The organism is Bradyrhizobium hereditatis, assembly GCF_020329435.1.
In the GTDB taxonomy this organism is placed as follows: domain Bacteria; phylum Pseudomonadota; class Alphaproteobacteria; order Rhizobiales; family Xanthobacteraceae; genus Bradyrhizobium; species Bradyrhizobium hereditatis.
Genome location: NZ_JAGKJK010000024.1, coordinates 25,006 through 42,833, shown reverse-complemented (window position 1 = coordinate 42,833; position 17,828 = coordinate 25,006). Strand labels below are relative to the sequence as shown.

The 17,828-nt window shown below is 62.0% G+C and carries 17 protein-coding genes; 14 read left to right on the top strand and 3 right to left on the bottom strand.

The features are described from left to right. Positions 1–49 precede the first annotated feature (49 nt). Positions 50–1,360, bottom strand: coding sequence for a sn-glycerol-3-phosphate ABC transporter substrate-binding protein UgpB (gene ugpB / locus J6524_RS34060; RefSeq protein ID WP_249789756.1), 1,311 nt, complete (start codon positions 1,358–1,360; stop codon positions 50–52). A 267-nt stretch (positions 1,361–1,627) separates the two neighbouring features. Here ugpB and J6524_RS34055 point away from each other — a divergent pair, with 267 nt between their 5' ends. The 12 genes from J6524_RS34055 (at position 1,628) to J6524_RS34000 (ending at position 13,544) form a co-directional block, all read left to right on the top strand. Further along, a complete protein-coding gene (locus J6524_RS34055; RefSeq protein ID WP_225678276.1) occupies positions 1,628–1,927 on the top strand; it encodes a hypothetical protein in 300 nt (99 codons plus the stop codon). An 89-nt stretch (positions 1,928–2,016) separates the two neighbouring features. Next, positions 2,017–4,023 (top strand): sensor histidine kinase, encoded by a 2,007-nt coding sequence (locus J6524_RS34050; protein ID WP_376712114.1) that lies wholly within the window; start codon positions 2,017–2,019, stop codon positions 4,021–4,023. Next, positions 3,993–5,738, top strand: coding sequence for an ATP-binding response regulator (locus J6524_RS34045; protein WP_225678275.1), 1,746 nt, complete (start codon positions 3,993–3,995; stop codon positions 5,736–5,738). The genes J6524_RS34050 and J6524_RS34045 overlap by 31 nt, the downstream gene beginning before the upstream one ends. Then, positions 5,735–6,472, top strand: coding sequence for a response regulator (locus J6524_RS34040; RefSeq protein ID WP_225678274.1), 738 nt, complete (start codon positions 5,735–5,737; stop codon positions 6,470–6,472). The genes J6524_RS34045 and J6524_RS34040 overlap by 4 nt, the downstream gene beginning before the upstream one ends. A gap of 362 nt (positions 6,473–6,834) precedes the next feature. After that, positions 6,835–7,446, top strand: a complete 612-nt coding sequence (locus tag J6524_RS34035) for a sigma-70 family RNA polymerase sigma factor (RefSeq protein WP_225678273.1) — start codon at positions 6,835–6,837, stop codon at positions 7,444–7,446. 173 nt (positions 7,447–7,619) lie between these two features. Continuing rightward, entirely contained in the window at positions 7,620–7,820 is a 201-nt protein-coding gene (locus tag J6524_RS34030) for a hypothetical protein (protein ID WP_225678272.1), read from the top strand. Positions 7,821–8,034: 214 nt separating this feature from the next. Continuing rightward, positions 8,035–9,015: a hypothetical protein gene (locus J6524_RS34025; RefSeq protein ID WP_225678271.1), complete on the top strand. Its 981-nt coding sequence runs from the start codon at positions 8,035–8,037 to the stop codon at positions 9,013–9,015. A gap of 148 nt (positions 9,016–9,163) precedes the next feature. Beyond that, positions 9,164–10,561: a cytochrome ubiquinol oxidase subunit I gene (locus J6524_RS34020; RefSeq protein ID WP_225678270.1), complete on the top strand. Its 1,398-nt coding sequence runs from the start codon at positions 9,164–9,166 to the stop codon at positions 10,559–10,561. Then, positions 10,558–11,568, top strand: a complete 1,011-nt coding sequence (cydB, locus tag J6524_RS34015; RefSeq protein ID WP_249789755.1) for a cytochrome d ubiquinol oxidase subunit II — start codon at positions 10,558–10,560, stop codon at positions 11,566–11,568. Before J6524_RS34020 ends, cydB begins: the two co-directional genes overlap by 4 nt. Beyond that, entirely contained in the window at positions 11,565–11,696 is a 132-nt protein-coding gene (locus J6524_RS34010; RefSeq protein ID WP_225678269.1) for a DUF2474 domain-containing protein, read from the top strand. The genes cydB and J6524_RS34010 overlap by 4 nt, the downstream gene beginning before the upstream one ends. A gap of 154 nt (positions 11,697–11,850) precedes the next feature. Further along, a complete protein-coding gene (locus J6524_RS34005) occupies positions 11,851–12,450 on the top strand; it encodes a L,D-transpeptidase (RefSeq protein ID WP_225678268.1) in 600 nt (199 codons plus the stop codon). 53 nt (positions 12,451–12,503) lie between these two features. Next, entirely contained in the window at positions 12,504–13,544 is a 1,041-nt protein-coding gene (locus J6524_RS34000; RefSeq protein WP_225678267.1) for an amino acid ABC transporter substrate-binding protein, read from the top strand. Positions 13,545–13,943: 399 nt separating this feature from the next. Here J6524_RS34000 and J6524_RS33995 read toward each other — a convergent pair whose 3' ends face one another. Together J6524_RS33995 and J6524_RS33990 are read right to left on the bottom strand one after the other, a co-directional pair. Beyond that, a complete protein-coding gene (locus J6524_RS33995) occupies positions 13,944–15,083 on the bottom strand; it encodes an acyl-CoA dehydrogenase family protein (protein WP_225678266.1) in 1,140 nt (379 codons plus the stop codon). 152 nt (positions 15,084–15,235) lie between these two features. Beyond that, positions 15,236–16,420, bottom strand: coding sequence for an acyl-CoA dehydrogenase family protein (locus J6524_RS33990; RefSeq protein ID WP_225678265.1), 1,185 nt, complete (start codon positions 16,418–16,420; stop codon positions 15,236–15,238). 161 nt (positions 16,421–16,581) lie between these two features. Here J6524_RS33990 and J6524_RS33985 point away from each other — a divergent pair, with 161 nt between their 5' ends. Both J6524_RS33985 and J6524_RS33980 read left to right on the top strand, forming a co-directional pair. Next, positions 16,582–17,127 (top strand): carboxymuconolactone decarboxylase family protein, encoded by a 546-nt coding sequence (locus tag J6524_RS33985; protein WP_225678264.1) that lies wholly within the window; start codon positions 16,582–16,584, stop codon positions 17,125–17,127. A 203-nt stretch (positions 17,128–17,330) separates the two neighbouring features. Continuing rightward, positions 17,331–17,825, top strand: coding sequence for a VOC family protein (locus tag J6524_RS33980; RefSeq protein WP_225678263.1), 495 nt, complete (start codon positions 17,331–17,333; stop codon positions 17,823–17,825). Positions 17,826–17,828 lie beyond the last annotated feature (3 nt).

Here is a 17,828-nt window from a genome sequence, read left to right as displayed (position 1 = left end):
GGATAGATGGATTGCTTCGTCGCTTCGCTCCTCGCAATGACGAGCGACGTCACCGGTCCGGATTGGCGCGCTCGAACTGGCGCAGCAGACGGTTGCCGCGATCGACGGCGAGGTCGAGTGCGGCCTGCGCGGACTGCCTGCCGCTGAAAACCTGTTCGAGTTCTTCGTCGATTACGCTGCGGATCAGGACGAATGAACCAAGCCGGATTCCCTTTGAGTTCTCGGTTGGCGGCTTTAGGGTCAACTGCTCAATCCCGATCGCCGCACCGGGATTGCGGTCGTAGAAGCCTTGCGCGCGGGTGAGGTCGAACGCGGCGCGGGTGATCGGCAAATACCCGGTGTGCTGGTGCCAGGCGGCCTGCACTTCCGGTTTCGAGAGGTAGGCGAAGAACCGCGCGACACCGGTGTATTCGGGGTGCGGCCGGTCGCGCAGCACCCATAGCGTCGCGCCGCCGATGATCGAGTTTTGCGGTGCGCCGGCGATTTCGCTCCGGTACGGAATCATGCCGAAACCGACCTCGAATTTGGAATTGGCCTTGATGTCCGCGCGCGTCCCGGACGAGCCGATGAAGATGGCGCATTCGCCCTTCTGGAAGCGCGGCTCGGCCGATTGGCCGCGGCCGCTATAATCGAAAATTTTCGTCGCCTGCCATTCCGCGAGTTGCGCGATGTGCCGCACTACTTCCGGATTGTTGAAGGTCAATTCCGCATCGAGCCCGTTAAAGCCATTGCTTCGGGTTGCCAGCGGCAGATTGTGGAACGCGGAAAAATTCTCGACATGGACCCAGGAGGGCCAGGACGTGGTGAGCCCGCACGGTGAACCCGCGGCGCGCAGGCGCTTCGCCGCAGCGCCGATCTCGGTCCAGGTCCTCGGCGGCGCCTCTGCGTCGAGGCCCGCGGCGCGAAACAGATCCTTGTTGTAGTAAAGGATCGGTGTCGAGACATTGAACGGGAATGAGAGCATGTTGCCGGCGACATCGGAATAATAGCCGGTTACGGCCGGCAGGTACGCCTCCGGCGAGAACGGCTCCGACTGGTCGCGCATCAATTCGTAGACCGGATAGATGGCGCCCTTGGCCGCCATCATGGTCGCGGTCGCGATCTCGTTGACCTGGACGATCGCCGGCTGGCTCCGCGATCGAAACGCGAAGATCGCCGCCGTTACTGTCTCGGTGTAATTGCCCTTGTAGGTCGGCACGATCCGGTAGTCGGACTGCGAGGCATTGAAATCGGCGGCCAGCTTTTCGAGCTGCTTGCCGAGTTCTCCCGACATCGCATGCCACCAATTGATCTCGGTGGCGGCCCGCGCCGGCGAGACCAGCGCCGCGACCGCGAGCACTGCGAATAGCAAGAATCTCAAGGCCGATTTCACTGGCGATTACCCCTGCCCTGCCGCGCCGGCGACTCAACCGTTCGTCGCCCTCATAAATGCCTGCGATGGCGGTTTCAATCCGCGGGAATCACCGCAAGGCACAATTAAAGATTGCAGCCAGCATATCAGAAGCCCCTTCGGTATACGCTCATCGGGCAGGCAGGCCAATAGTCAAACATCGGTAAATTCTGCTAAAATTGCGTTGAACCTTTTTCTGTCCCCCGCAGACTTCATCTCTAAGGGGATGTGTCGCCAGTGTATTGCCGCGCCAACCTTTCGCGGACCATCGTGCTTGTTGTTGCGCTGTTGCTTACGGCGATCTCAACGGGCGCTTTTGCGCGCGAAAATTGCGCCAGTGATCCCCAAGGAAGCCGTTCGACCTTCCAGGCGCTGCGCAGCAGCTATCCGAGCGGCGTGTTCCATGTCAGCCAATTGGCCGCGGAACAGGAACAGATCCAGACCGGCGCGACCGGCCCTGACCGTACCAACGTTGCATTGATCGGGACGATCACGCCGCTATTGGTCTGGCGCCTTTGCAAGGTGGAGCGAATTTGACCGGCGCACCGCAACAGCAGCAGACAGCGGAACGACCGGCGAGCTTCGCCGCGCGCGGCCGCTTTCGCGTGGTCCAGTGGCTGCGCGCGGTGCCTATACGCTGGCGCATTCTGTCGATTGCCGCGTTGAACTCCGCCGTCGTCGTGGTGCTCGCCCTGTTGATCTGGAACGGCGCCAACGTGCTCGGCTCGGCCTGGGACGATGTCCGGCAGGTGCGCGAGTCCGACAAGATACTGGCGCATCTCGAAAGCGAGACCAGCCGGCTGCAGAACCTGATCCACCGCTACATCAACCAGCCGAGCCCCGAACTGTTCGCCGAAATCCTGCTGCTGCGCGAAGCGGTGCTCGGCACGCTGACCAACCGCGCCGCGAACGACCCGATGCTGTCTGGTTCGGTCGAGCGGCTCGAACAGGTCACCGATCGTTTCCTGAACGGCTTCGGTGAATTGCGCGCCGTGCAGGCCACCATCACCAAGACCTACGAGCAGCAGGTGCTGGGGCCAGCCCGCGAAATGGCCGGGCTGTACTCGATCATCGAGGGCGCCACCGGGCATCGCGATGCGCAGATCTGGCCGTCGCTCGGAAGGTCGCGCGAAGCGTTTACGGCGCTACTGGTCGCCGCCAACGCCTATTACCTGTCGCCCGCCTCGGCTTCCGCCGAGGACGCCCGCAGGAACACCGAGACAATCGAGAAGACCATTCCCGTGATGGCCGACCTCGCGGACAATGATCTGCAGCGCATGGCGTTGACGCGGCTGCAGGCGCGGACGGTGGCGCTTCGTGAGGGCATGGCGAAGCTGACCGAGCAGCTCGCGATCCGGACCGAACTTTTGCGCAACACCATCGACGCCAGCCAGGCCGAGGCCATCGCCGTCATCGACGAATTGTCGGTCAAGATGCGTCAGCGCGAACAGAAGGCGCAGGAGACGTTCGACAAGACGCTGTCGGCCATTTCGCGCCGGGTGCTGTCGATTGCCGTGATGTTCCTCGGCATCATCCTGTCCGCCGGCGTCCTGATCGCGCTCTCGATTCGCCTGCCGCTGCAGCAGATCCTCGCAGCGATGCATGCGATCACATCAGGCCATTACGATCGCACCGTGCAGGGCACCACTGCCAGGGACGAGGTCGGCGCCATGGCGCGCGCCGTGGACGTGTTCCGTGAAAACGCCATTGCCAAGCGCAAGACCGAGGATGAGCTGCGCGCCGCAAAGGAGCGAGCCGAGAGCGCGCTGCTCGAGCTCAACACCGCGCAGCAGAACCTGATCGACGCCGAACGGCTGGCGGCGCTCGGCGGGCTGGTTGCCGGCGTCGCCCATGAGGTGAACAACCCGATCGGCATCAGCCTGACGGTGGCGTCGAGCTTTGCGCGCCGGGCCGAAACCTTCGAATCCGAATTGCGCACCGGGCCGCTGCGCCGCTCCAAGCTCGACGACTTCGTCAAGGCCTCGCGCGACGCCGCCCAGCAGCTGGTGGCGAACCTGCACCGCGCCGGCGAGCTGATTCAGTCGTTCAAGCAGGTCGCGGTGGACCGCTCCCACGCCGAGCGGCGGCAGTTCAACCTCAGCGAGGCCACCGACCAGATCGTCGCCAGTCTCCGGCCAGTGTTGAAGAAGGCGGCGATCACCCTCTCCGTCGACGTGCCGGAGGGGCTCGTGATCGACGGCTATCCCGGCTCCTACGGCCAGATATTAACCAATCTTTTCCTTAACGCCGCCAACCATGCCTTTGCCGACGGCCGCTCCGGGGCCATCTCGATCTCGGCGCGAGCCCGCGGCAGCGACGATGTCGAGATCATTTTCGCCGATAACGGGGCCGGAATGACGCCGGATGTGCAGCGGCAGGCGTTTGACCCGTTCTTTACGACGCGGCGCAACGAGGGCGGTACCGGACTGGGCTTGCATATCGTCTATAATCTTGTCACTCAACAGCTCGGCGGCCGGATGATGCTGGAGTCAAGGCTGGGACAAGGCACCACCTTCCGCATTATCATGCCGAAAGTCGCCAAGGGCGGATCCACGAATACAGACGCGAATAAAGACCAGACAGCAGCCGACGGAACTTCGCAATGGCCGAACAGGACGATGTCCTCCACCTGATCGACGATACCGGGGCCGCTCCGGAGGACTCGTCCGCACGCAAATGGAAGGTCGCCGTCATCGATGACGATGCCGCGGTGCACGAGGGCACCCGCTTTGCGCTGAGCGATTACAGCCTCAACGGCGCGACGCTGGAAATCCTGTCGGCCTACTCCGCGGCCGAAGGCCGCAAGCTGATGCGCGACAATCCGGACGTCGCGGCCGTGCTGCTCGACGTCATCATGGAAACCGACGTCGCGGGGCTGGAGCTCGTCGAGTACATCCGCAACGAGATCAAGAACGAGACCGTCCGCATCATCCTGCGCACCGGCCAGCCGGGCCAGGCGCCCGAACGCCGCGTCATCGTCCAGTACGACATCAACGACTACAAGGCCAAGACCGAGCTGACCGCCGACAAACTGTTCACCTCGCTCACCGCAGCGCTGCGCAGCTACCAGCAGCTCGAGCGCATGGTGCAGACCAGGCGCGGGCTCGAGATCATCATCGACGCCGCTTCGACGCTCTACGACTTCAAATCGATGCAGCGGCTGGCCGAAGGTGTGCTGACGCAGCTCGCCTCGTTGCTCAATGTCGACTGCGCCGGCATCCTGGTGCTGCGCGACGACGGCGCGCCGGGCAGCGAATTCTCCGTGCTGGCGGGGTCGGGCTGCTACAGCCGCTTCATCGGCACCACCAGCTCGAAAGCGCTCGATCCGGATCTGCGGGCGATGGTGGAAGCCGCCTTCCAGCGCCGCAAGAACGAGTTCGCCGACCACCGCAGCGTGCTTTATCTGCGCACCGGCTCAGGCCGCGAAGTGGTGGTGCTGCTGCAGGCCGAGCGCCAGCTGTCCGATACCGACCGCGCGCTGGTCGAGATTTTCTCCAGCCGTCTCTCGATCGCCTTCGATAACGTCATTCTTTACCGGCAACTGCACGAGGCAAACACCCAGCTTGAGGATCGCGTCGCCCAGCGCACCCGCGCGCTGATGCAGGCCAATCGCCGCCTTTCGGCGCAGTGGCTCCGGCTGCAGCGCGCCAACGGCTTCAAGAATGAAATCCTCGGCACGGTGGCGCACGATCTGAAGAATCCGCTCGGCGTGATCCTCGGCCGCACCGAGATGCTGACGGAATTGATCAGCGCCGGTTCGCCGAAGGAGAATGTCACCGCGCAGGTCGAACATATCAGGGACGCCACCAAGCGCCTGACCACGATGGTCGACCACCTGATTTCCGATGCGATGGCGGACGCTTTCGACATCACCATCCGCCGCGAACCGGTCGATATCGCGGCGCTCGTTACCGAGGTCGCCGATTCCAACCTGCCCTCGGCAGTCAACAAGCAGCAGACCATCACGGTGTCGGCGCCGCCGAACATCGTCACCATGTGCGACACCGACCGGATCCGCGAGGCGATCGACAACCTCGTCAGCAACGCCATCAAATATTCACCGATCGGCGGCAAGATCACGGTGACCGTCACGCATGAGGGTGGCGACACGGTGATCCGCATTGCCGACCAGGGCGCCGGCCTTTCGCCGGAGGATCTCGGCCGGCTGTTCGGCCGGTTCCAGCGGCTCTCGGCCAAGCCGACGGCAGGGGAAAGTTCGACCGGCCTCGGCCTGTCGATTGTGAAGCGCATCATTGACATGCATGGCGGGCATGTTACCGCCGAAAGCGCCGGCCCCGGACAGGGTTCGACGTTTACGGTTACACTGCCCGCAACAGACCCGTCATGACCCAGAGCCCGCACATCTTCATTGTCGATGACGAGCCACCGGCCCGCGAGATGGTCGGTGATTACCTCAAGATGCACGGTTTCACCGTCACGCTGTGCGACGGCGGAAAAAGCCTGCGCCGCGAAATCGAGACCAACGTGCCCGATCTCGTCGTGCTCGACCTCAACATGCCCGAAGAAGACGGGCTGTCGATCATTCGCGACCTGAAGAGCCGAATCAACGTTCCCGTCATCATGCTGACGGCGACCGCAAGCCCGATCGACCGCGTCGTCGGCCTCGAGCTCGGCGCCGACGACTACATCGCCAAGCCCTGCGAATTGCGCGAGCTGATGGCGCGCATCCGCTCGGTGCTTCGCCGCAGCACGCCGGCCAAGACCGCCGCGCCCGAGGCTGCGGCGGCAAAGGCGGAGAAGGAGCAATTGGTGCGGTTCGGCACCAAATGGCTCGACCTCGAGGCCCAGGCGCTGCGTGATGACGAAGGCAATGAGCACCCGCTGACCGCGTCCGAGTTCGGCCTGTTGAAAGTGTTCGCGGCGAACCCGAAGCGCGTCTTGTCGCGCGAGCGGCTCCTTGAGCTCGCCAATGCGCGCGACGCCGAAGCCTTCGATCGCGCCGTCGATCTCCGCATCATGCGTATCCGCCGCAAGATCGAGATAGATCCAACCAAGCCCGCGGTGATTCGTACTATCAGGGGCGGCGGTTACCTGTTCTCCCCGACCGGCGAGAAGGGTTAGGCTCCTCCGTCGTCCCTGCGAACGCAGGGACCCATGCTCCGCGGCGGTGATTTTAACCCGCTAGGTAGAGATCCTTTCCAGACGACGACGCCCTGTGGTTATGGGTCCCTGCGTTCGCAGGGACGACCACAAGATTGTACGTACCTGCACGCGGAACAAACTCGCGTCTGAAATCTTCCAATTTTCCACGTATTGAAATTATTGGCATTTCTGGCCCGATTGTTTCGTCGCAAGGCTCGCGACGAAACAATTCTCTTCTGCACGAAACCATTTTCCCCTTGTGGAGCAGACATCCCGAAACCGAGCCTCATTAACAATTCTCCCAACAAAACGCCGCCCGGCGTCGGAAGTGGGAGCCTGTCATGTCTAACGTCATCGCCATCAACGCCGCAGCCAAGGAGTCGATCGCCGCCGCCCGCGCGACATCAGACGAAATGCTGCTGGTGAGCATCGCCAAGGGCGACCGTACGGCCATGCACGTGCTTTACTCCCGTCATAACGTCCGGGTTTACCGCTTCGTGCTGCGCATGGTGCGCGACACCACGATGGCGGAAGATCTCGTCAGCCAGGTTTTCCTCGACGTGTGGCGCACGGCTGCGCAGTTCGAGGGCCGCTCGCAGGTTTCGACCTGGCTGCTGTCGATCGCCCGCTTCAAGGCGCTGACCGCGCTGCGCCAGCGCAAGCATGAGGACATCGAACAGGAAGACGTGCTGGAAATCGCTGACGAGGCCGACACGCCGGAAGCTTCGCTCGACCGCAGCAACACCAGTGCGATCCTGCGTGCCTGCGTCGCCAAGCTGTCGCCGGCGCATCGCGAGATCATCAACCTGGTCTACTACCACGAGAAGTCGGTGGAAGAGGCCGGCGCGATCATCGGGATTCCCCAGAGCACAGTGAAGACGCGGATGTTCTACGCCCGCAAACAATTGGCTGAATTGCTTAAGGGCGCCGGCGTGGACAGCCTCGCTGCATAAACCCTAACAATTTCAATTAATTAAACAGGCGTCGGGGTTGAAAAACGGGTCGGTTTCGACGGACAAGGATTACCTCCGACGAAACAAATGAAACAATTGGCGACATCACCCGGAAAAACTCACCCCCTATACCTGCAACCAACGCAACGCCAACGCCGAACAGGAGAGCGAACGTGCTGAAGCCGTCCTTCCGTTTTTTCATCGTCCCGCTCGGCGCCGTCGCAACCCTGGCCACCCTGTCGGCCCAGAACGTCCAGCCCCGCGCCCCGCGTGACACGGGTTCGTCGTTTGTGCGTGAACAGGTGGTCGATTGCGGCACCAAGAGTCCCAAGGAGGTCTGTGTGATCTCCTACGACAGCGAGACCCCCCGCTGAACTTCCTCTCACCTTCCAAGTACTAGGACCTCCAAGCACCTCCAACGACCCGGCCGGGATGCCCCCCAGCCGGGTCGCTCTGTTCTTGGACTCCGATTCCTTTGCGACACGGAAAAGACTGAGGTCTGACCGAAGTTCGATCGTGCCTGGCTGGCGCAATCGTGTTTCATCCACCTCGTGTTGCCGCTTGACGTGACAAGGCCAGTCGTGATGCTTGCCGCCGGCGATGGACGCTGCGGCAAACGAGAATGAAGTCAGACTACGCAAGGGCACGTCGCTCAACGAGCGGCTCGTTCTCGCAGGTATTGCCGCAGTTTTGTGTTTGATCGCCTTGCCCGGTCTCGCTCACTTGGCCGACGGCAATTGGCTTGGCATCGCCGCCCTGTTTGCGTTGCTGTTCGGGTGCCTTCTGCTGGTAGCCGCGCTCTTTGATCGCAACGTCGTCTGGATCATTACGCCAGGCGAAATCCTGATCGGCGAGCAGCGTCCATTCGGCAAGTTGCATCGAAGATCGATTAGGGATGACGAAATATCCGGGATGCGTCTGCGAAAGAGCATCGGCAAATCAGTGGAGTTCACCCTCGTCATCGAAACCGAATCGGGAGATACGCTCACTTCACCTCCGCTGCCTGATGTCACCCAGGTGCAAAAAACCACCTTGCAGGTTGCCTGGCTGCTTCAGTTGCCTGCTCCCGAATTAGTCGAGAACCCGCTCGACGCCGCCAATCCCCGGATACGATTGGGTAAGCCGGTCAGCTCCAAACGCGTCCGGGCGTACAGGGCTCTTGTCCTGCTGCTCGGCTGTTCGCTTAGCCTTCCATTCATTTATGCGCTCTGGAGCGGCAAATTGTCCGCCCTTGGGATCGCAGTTTGGTCGCTCGGCGCGATCATGGCCTTCTTGCTGATCAGATACCTCTATCGGACCAGTGCATTCTGGATTGTCCACGACGGCGCCATCAGGTTTGAACGGCTGTCGTTGAAGGGTACGATCGAGACGGGTACGTTCGGCGGTGACAATGTCGAGCGCATCGACGTCGAAAGCGGCGGCCGGAGGGGCAGCCACTACGCAATCGCGATCCGGCTCCGCACCGGGAGGAAGATCCGCAGTCCGGTGCTAGTTGGCAAGGACCAGACCCGCGCCGTGCGGGCAGAGATCGTCCGGCGACTGGGACTGAATCCGCCGGATGGCAGATAGCGCTGCAGGCCTGTTCCGCACGGCTCGCAGGTATAATCGTCGCATCGGGCGTGTTAAGATAGACGCGTGGTTCGGAGGCAATTTTCGAAAACTGTAGTTCCGTTTTCGAAGGATCTCGCGTCCGGCGAAACTGCGACAGGTGGTGCCGATGTTCGAAGGCTGGGATGCGGTCGTATTGGCCCGAGCGCAGTTTGCTTTCACGATGTCGTTCCACATCATATTCCCCGCCTTCTCGATCGGGCTCGCCAGTTACCTCGCGGTGCTCGAAGCACTGTGGCTGTGGACCGGCCGCGAGGTCTTCATCAACCTGTTCAATTACTGGCTAAAAATCTTTGCCGTCGCCTTCGGCATGGGTGTGGTGTCGGGCATCGTGATGTCCTATCAGTTCGGCACCAACTGGTCGGCCTTCTCCGACAAGGTCGGTCCGGTGATCGGCCCGCTGATGGCCTATGAGGTGCTGACGGCGTTCTTCCTCGAAGCCGGCTTCCTCGGCGTGATGCTGTTCGGCCTCAAACGCGTCGGTCCGCGGCTGCACTTCCTCGCGACGCTGATGGTCGCGATCGGCACGCTGATTTCGGCGTTCTGGATTCTCTCGGCCAATTCCTGGATGCAGACGCCGACCGGCCACACCGTCAATGCCGACGGGCAGTTCATCGCCGCCGACTGGCTGAAGGTGATCTTCAATCCGTCGTTCCCCTATCGCCTCGTGCACATGGTGCTTGCGGCGTACCTGACCACGGCGCTGGTGGTCGGCGCGGTCGGCGCGTGGCATCTGTTGCGCGATCGGCATCTCGCGGGCGCGCGCGTGATGTTCTCGATGGCGATGTGGATGGCCACTTTGGTCGCGCCGATCCAGATCATCGCCGGCGACCAGCACGGGCTCAACACGCTGGAGCATCAGCCGGTGAAGATCATGGCGATGGAAGGTCACTTCCAGAGCCACCAGCATGGCGCGCCGCTGATCCTGTTCGGCCTGCCCAACCAGGAAGCCGGCCGGGTCGATTACGCGATCGAAGTGCCGAAGCTCGGTTCCGTCATTCTCAAACACTCGCCGGACGCACCGATGGCCGGCCTCGACACCGTGCCGCGCGAAAACTGGCCGCCGGTCCCCATCACGTTCTGGTCGTTCCGCATCATGGTCGGCATGGGACTGCTCATGCTGGCGCTCGGCCTGTTCAGCCTGCTGATGCGCGTGCAGGGAAAGCTCTACGATTCCCGATTGCTGCATATGTTCGCGGTCGCGATGGCGCCTGCGGGGTTCATCGCGGTGCTCGCCGGCTGGATCACTACCGAGGTTGGGCGCCAGCCTTACACCGTGTACGGATTGTTGCGCACGGTTGACTCGGCCTCGCCGCTCGCAGCGCCCGCGGTTGCCTCCTCGCTGGTCGCCTTCATCATCGTCTATTTCATCGTTTTCGCGGCCGGCGTGATCTATCTGCTGCGCCTGATGGCGGCACCGCCGCATCCGGGCGAAGAAGGGCCGCCGAAAGAGGCGCCGATCCGCACGGCAGGCATCACTCCCGCCAGTCAGGGGGCAGCCTCATGAGCATCGCGGTAGACCTCGCCATCGTCTGGGCCTTCATCATCGCCTTTGCCGTATTCGTCTATGTCGTGATGGATGGTTTCGACCTCGGCCTCGGCATCCTGTTTCCGCTCTTCCCCGAGAAGAGAGACCGCGACGTCATCATGAACAGCGTCGCTCCGGTCTGGGACGGCAATGAGACCTGGCTCGTTCTGGGCGGCGGTGGCCTGATGGCCGCGTTTCCGCTGGCCTATGCCATTCTGATGCCAGCGCTCTACACGCCAATGATCGCGATGCTGCTCGGCCTGGTGTTTCGCGGCGTCGCTTTTGAATTCCGCTGGCGCACAACGAAAGCACGCAACAGGTGGGACATCGCCTTTTTCGGCGGATCTCTGATTGCGACGCTGGCGCAAGGCATTGCGCTCGGCGCCATCCTGCAGGGCGTGCATGTCGAGGGACGGCACTATGCCGGCGGCTGGTGGGACTGGCTGACGCCGTTCACCATCCTGACCGGCGTGTCGCTGGTGATCGGCTATTCGCTGCTGGGAGCGACATGGCTCGTCATGAAGACGGAAGGGGAATTGCGCGACCGCGCCTACCATCTGAGCTGGATCTTCCTGCTGGCGATGCTGGGCGCGATCGGCGCGGTCAGCATGGCGACGCCGTTCCTGCATGTGCAGTACACGCAGCGCTGGTTCGCCTGGCCGAACATCCTCCTGACCACGCAGGTGCCGGCCGCGGTGGCCGCCATCACCGTGCTGCTGCTGCGCAGCCTCGCCAAGAAATATGACTACCAGCCGTTCTTCCTGGCGCTCGCCTTGTTTGCGCTTTCCTATGCCGGCCTCGGCATCAGCATGTATCCCTATATCGTGCCGCAGAGCATCACGATCTGGCAGGCGGCGGCACCGGAGAACGCCCAGCTCTTCATGCTGTTCGGCGTCGCCGGGCTGATCCCGCTGATCCTCGCTTACACCGCCTGGGCCTATTGGGTATTCCGCGGCAAGGTCAAACCCGAGAGCGGATATCATTGACAGAGATCAAGCCAAGCCAGCGCCCATTGACACGGCGTTTGCTGTGGTTCGTCGCGCTGTGGCTCGGCGGTGTCGGCACCGTTGCGCTGATTTCGTTTGTGCTGCGGCTGTGGATCGCGCCGAAATAAGGCGGCCCCAATCCCATGAATATGGCGACTTTCAGAAATCGAAGATATTTCAGTGGGATATAACTCGCTTTCGCCCTAAACTTGCCATCAAGCTAGCCCTGAGATTTGATGGTTCCGTTGATTTGGCCAATCGGCCGCTAGGAGAATTTCTGCGATGAAAAAATTTCGGTACCTGATCTGGATGTTGGTCGCGACCGGCGGTCTTATCCTTTCGGCCTCGCAGAGCCAGGCGCAGTTGCGCCAGCCCGATGTCGGCGATCAGCCGGGCCTGCTTCCCGACGAATCTGTCGAACTCGATCCGCAGTTCAGGAAGACCGCGGTGCTCTATCGCACCAACGAACCGCCGGGCACCATCATCATCTCCACGCAGGACCGCCACCTTTATCTGGTGCAGGGCAATGGCCGCGCGCTGCGTTATGGGATCGGCGTCGGCCGCGAAGGATTCCAGTGGCAGGGGATGCTCAACATCACCCGCAAGGCGGAATGGCCGGACTGGACGCCACCGCCGGAAATGATCGCGCGTCAGCCTTATCTTCCGCGCTTCATGGCCGGCGGCCCAGGCAATCCGCTCGGCGCCCGCGCGATGTATCTCGGCACCACCGTCTATCGCATCCACGGCACCAACCGGCCCGATACGATCGGCACCGCCGTCTCGTCAGGCTGTTTCCGGCTGGTCAATGCCGACGTCACCGATCTCTATGAGCGCGTGCCTGTCGGCACCAAGGTGATCGTCCGGCAGAAGCCTGAACTCTAATTCCCACCGCTGTCTCTTCAGACGCTCCATTCTCCAATATTGGTGAGTTAAAAATGCTACGGACATTTCGAGGCGGCCTGCTCATCGGGCTGGCGGTCGCAATCGCGGTTGCGGCTGCCGCAATCACCTATGAACGGTACGACACCAAAACGTTGAAGCGCACCATCCGCCGCGGCGAAGTGCTGTGCGGCGTCAACAAGGGCCTGCCCGGCTTCTCGATCCCCGACGACAAGGGCGATTGGACCGGCTTTGACGTTGATTTCTGTCGCGCGGTGGCCGCGGCGATCTTCGACGATCCCAAGAAGGCGAAATTCGTAGCCCTCGACGCCAATGAACGCTTCAAGGAGTTGCAGAGCCGCAAGGTCGACATCCTCTCGCGCAACACGACGTGGAGCATGTCGCGCGAGAGCAACTACGCACTCTACTTCCCGGCGGTCGCCTATTATGACGGTCAGGGCTTTATGCTGCCGCGCTCGCGCAACATCGACTCCGCGCTGGACCTCAACAACAGCAAGGTTTGCGTGCAGGACGGCACGACGACAGTGCTCAACGTCGCCGATCATTTCCGCGCCAACAACATGAAATATACGGAAGTGAAGTTTCCCAAGCTGGAAGACGTGGTCAAGGCTTACGAAGGCGGCAAGTGCGACACTTTCAGCGCCGACGTGTCCCAGCTCTACGCGCTCCGCTTGAACCTGATTCAGCCGAGCGACCATGTCATCCTGCCCGACGTCATCTCCAAGGAACCGCTCGCGCCCGTGGTGCGTCAGCGCGACGATGACTGGATGATGATCGTGAAGTGGACGCTCTATGCGATGATCAACGCCGAAGAGCTCGGCATTACCTCGAAGAACATTGACGAAGCCCTGAAGTCGAAGAAGCCCGACGTGATGCGCCTCGTCGGCACCGAAGGCGCCTATGGCGAAGACCTCGGACTACCCAAGGACTGGGCCGCCCGCATCATCCGCCACGTCGGCAATTACGGCGAGATGTACGACCGGAATGTCGGCGAGGGATCGAAACTGAAGATCCCGCGCGGGCTGAATTCGCTGTGGAGCAACGGCGGCATCCAGTACGCGCCGCCGATCAGGTAGACGCCTCTATTCCGCATTTACCGCTGTCGTCGCCCGGCTTGACCAGGCGACCCAGTATTCCAGAGACGCCGGTAACTAACGAGAAGCCGCGGCGTACTGGATCACCCGCCCAGTGCGCAATTGCGCACAAGGCGAGTGATGACGTCTGTGTGTGGGGCGCGCTCCGTGCACTCCGGAATTAGAGCATGATGATTTTTGGTAAGATCGATTGGGCCGCAGACGCGCTTCACCTCTCCCGCTTGCGGGGGAGGTCGGCGCGAAGCGCCGGGTGGGGGCTTTCTCCACTCAGGCAGTATCACCCGCGGAGACACCCCCACCCCAGCCCTCCCCCGCAGGCGGGAGAGGGAGCGCACCTTCCTCCTGGTCGCAATCAAACCTAACTTCATCATGCTTTAACAGTCAGTAATTCTTCATCCGCGCCAACTGGTCGGCGTGGTAATTGCTATCCCCGAACGATTCCTGACACACGCGTGCGCGCTTCATGAAGAAGCCGATGTCGAACTGGTCGGTCATGCCCATGCCGCCATGCATCTGCACGCCTTCCTGCACCGCCAGCGTCGCCGTGGTGCCGGCGCGCGCCTTGGCGACCGCCACTGCGGCGCCGGCGTGATCGAAGTCGCCGTCGAGGGTTTGCAGCGCCTTCAGGACGGCCGCGCGGGTGATCTCGATATCGATGTAGAGCTGGGCTGCGCGGTGCTGCAGCGCCTGGAATTCGCCGATCAATTTGCCGAACTGCTTGCGTTCCTTCAGATAGGTCACGGTGCGGCCGAACACCTCCTCGCTCAAGCCCACCATTTCTGAGGCGACCGCGCCGCGGCCGATATTGAGGAGGCCGTCGAGTAGCGCACCGCCCTGATCGACCTCGCCGAGCACCTGATCGGCATTGACCTCGACATTGCTGAACTCGATTCGTGCGGCGTTATGCGCGTCGACCATCACCGTGCGTTCAATCGCCACACCCTTGGACTTGGGATCGACCAGGAAGAGCGTCAGCCCGTTGCGTTCGCCGGGCGCGCCGCCGGTACGGCCGGCAACGATCAGAAGATCGGCAGTATGGCCATCGACCACGAGCGCCTTGGCGCCGTTCAGCTTGAAGCCGTTGCCGGAGCGGACGGCCTGCAACTTGGTCTGCAGCGGGCGATGCTTTGTCCCTTCATCGATCGCGAGCGCCGCTAGCAGCGAGCCGTCCGCAATTTTCGGCAGATGCGCCGATTTCTGTGCCTCGCTGCCGCCGCGTGAAAGCGCCGACGCAGCGAGCACCGCAGTCGAAAGAAATGGCGACGGCATCAAGGTGCGACCAATTTCCTCCATCACCACACCGGCCTCGACATAACCAAGTCCGCTGCCGCCGAAATTCTCCGGCACCAGAAGGCCGGAAAAGCCCATCTCGGCGAATGCTTTCCAGAGATCGCGGGAGAATCCCGTTTCGTCCTTGCTGTCTCGCAGGTGACGCAGATGCGACACCGGCGCCTTGTCGCTGATGAGGCCGCGCGCGCTGTCGCGCAGCATGGATTGTTCTTCGGTGAGGACGAGTGCCATTTGAGAGTTCCGCCAAAATTGTTATCGTCTGACTTCGCTATTGATCCTCATGGTGAGGAGGCGCCTTGGCGCCGTCTCGAACCATGAGGCCGACATCGGGGCCTCATCCTTCGAGACGCGCTTCGCGCTCCTCAGGATGAGGGGCTCAGGCCTCACGCTCCCGGCAGATCGAGGATGCGCTTGGCGACGATGCCGAGCATCACCTCGGATGTGCCGCCTTCGATCGAGTTCGCCTTGGTGCGCAGCCAGGCGCGCGGGCGTGCGCCACCTCTTGAGCGCTCGCTTTCCCATTCCAGCGCATCGATACCGCCGGCCGACATCAGGATTTCATGGCGGCGCTTGTTGAGCTCGGTGCCGTAGTATTTCATCGCCGAGGAGAACGCCGGATGCGACTGGCCGGCTTTTGCCAGATCAACGGCGCGTTCGGCCACCGCCGCAAACGCCGCCTCGTCGATGTCGAACGCGGCGATCTGGCTGCGCAGGATGGCGTCGTCGAGCCGGCCGGAATCATCGCTCCCGACGGAGTCGGCGGCGACCTGCCCGAGCGGACGGCCGATGCCGCGCTCTCCGGTGCCCGAGATCATCGCGCGCTCATGCTGCAGCAGATATTTTGCGACATCCCAGCCGCGATTGACCTGGCCCACCACATTCGATTTCGGCACGCGCACATTGTCGAAGAAGGTTTCGCAGAACGGCGAATAACCGGAGATCAAAAGGATCGGCTTGGTCGATACGCCCTTTGAGGCCATGTCGAACAGGATAAAGCTGATGCCGTCGTGCTTCTTGGCGGTGGGATCGGTGCGCACCAGGCAGAAGATCCAGTCGGCATAGTTTGCATAGGACGTCCAGATCTTCTGGCCGTTGATGATGTAGTCGTCGCCGTCGCTTTCGGCGCGGGTCTGCAGCGAGGCGAGGTCCGATCCGGCGTTCGGCTCGGAATAACCCTGGCACCAGCGGATCAGGCCGGCGGCGATCTTGGGCAAGTGCTCCTGCTTCTGCGCCTCGGTGCCATACTTCAACAGCGCCGGTCCGAGCATCCAGATGCCGAAGCTCGACAGCGGCGCGCGCGCTCCCATTGCCGCCATCTCCTCGCGCAGCACCTTGTGCTCGGCAGGCGAAAGTCCCCCGCCGCCATATTCTTTCGGCCAATCAGGCACGGTCCAGCCCTTGTCGCGCATCCGCTCGAACCAGACACGCTGCGGCTCGGACGAGAATTTGGCGTTGCGCCCGCCCCAATAGGTGTCGTTCTCCGAAGTCATCGGACGGCGCATCTCCGGCGGGCAATTGGCCTCCAGCCAAGCGCGGGTTTCACGGCGGAATGTTTCCAGATCGGACATATCAGGCGTTTCCATGTGGGATGTTGTTAATGACCTTAGCCCTCGTGTTGAGGAATTCAATATGTGTCTGACGTCAGGCCATGCCGCCGCGGCGGTGGTCATGACTACCGATCCGGTGTATGCGCAAAGCTGGAACGATTGAAAAACAAGAGGAAACGGGCATGCGGCTAAAATTGCTTTCGCCTGGCGAAATGAGCGCGGACCAGAAAGAAACCTACGACGAGGCGATCGCCGGCAAGCGCGGCGCGCCGCCAGCGCCGATGATGGCCTGGCTCAACAGCCCGGAGATGGCGAGGCACGCGACGCGGCTCGGCGAGCAGCTCCGTTTCAGCACGATCTTTCCGGCAAAGCTTTCCGAGATCGCGATCCTCGTCACCGCGCGGCACTGGACCTCGCATTATGAATGGTATGCGCATAAGCGCCTGGCGCTGAAGGGCGGCATGGATCCGAAAATCATCGAGGATATCAGAGATCGCCGCACGCCAGTCTTCGACGATCCCAAGGGCAAGATGATCTATGATCTCGCCAAATCGCTGCATGAGGGCAAAGGCGTGTCGCAGGCGCTGTATGATGAAGCTGTACAGCTTCTCACCGTGCGCGGCGTGGTCGAGGTCATCGGCCTCTGCGGCTATTACACGATGGTCTCGATGACGCTGAACACGTTCGAGTTCGGACTGCCGGACGGCGAGGTATCGGATCTTGTGTGAGCTCCCGAAACTCCCTCTCCCCGTTCTTCACGGGGTCGAGACAAGCGAAGCTTGCTCTTAGAGGATTGGGGTGAGGGGCTCCCTCCGCGAAACGTGACCTGCCGATAGACCTGTACCCCCTCACCCGGATTTTTCGCTTCGCGTAAAATCCGACCTCTCCCCGCAAGCGGGGCGAGGTTAAGAGCGACAAGCGGAGAGTACACATGCCCCAACATCCACCCATCATATCAGGCACTCGCATCGGGCATGTTCATCTCAAGGTCGCCGATCTGGAACGCGCGCTCGGCTTCTATTGCGGCGTACTCGGTTTTGAGGTGATGCAGCGCATGGGCACCAGTGCCGCGTTCATTTCGGCCGGCGGCTATCACCATCACATCGGCCTCAACACGTGGGAAAGCAAAGGCGGCCATCCCCCGCCGCCTGGCACCACCGGACTTTTTCACACAGCGATTCTTTATCCGACGCGTGCGGCGCTGGCCGATGCGCTCTATCGCGTGATCGAGGCCGGCATCGAGCTTGATGGTGCCAGCGACCATGGCGTCAGCGAGGCGCTCTATTTGCGCGATCCCGACCAGAACGGCGTTGAGCTCTACCGCGACCGTCCCAGGGAAGAATGGCCGCGCGCGGCGGACGGATCGCTCGCGATGTTTACCAAGCGGTTGGATCTGGAGGATCTGCTGCGGCAGCGGGAAGCTTAGGAC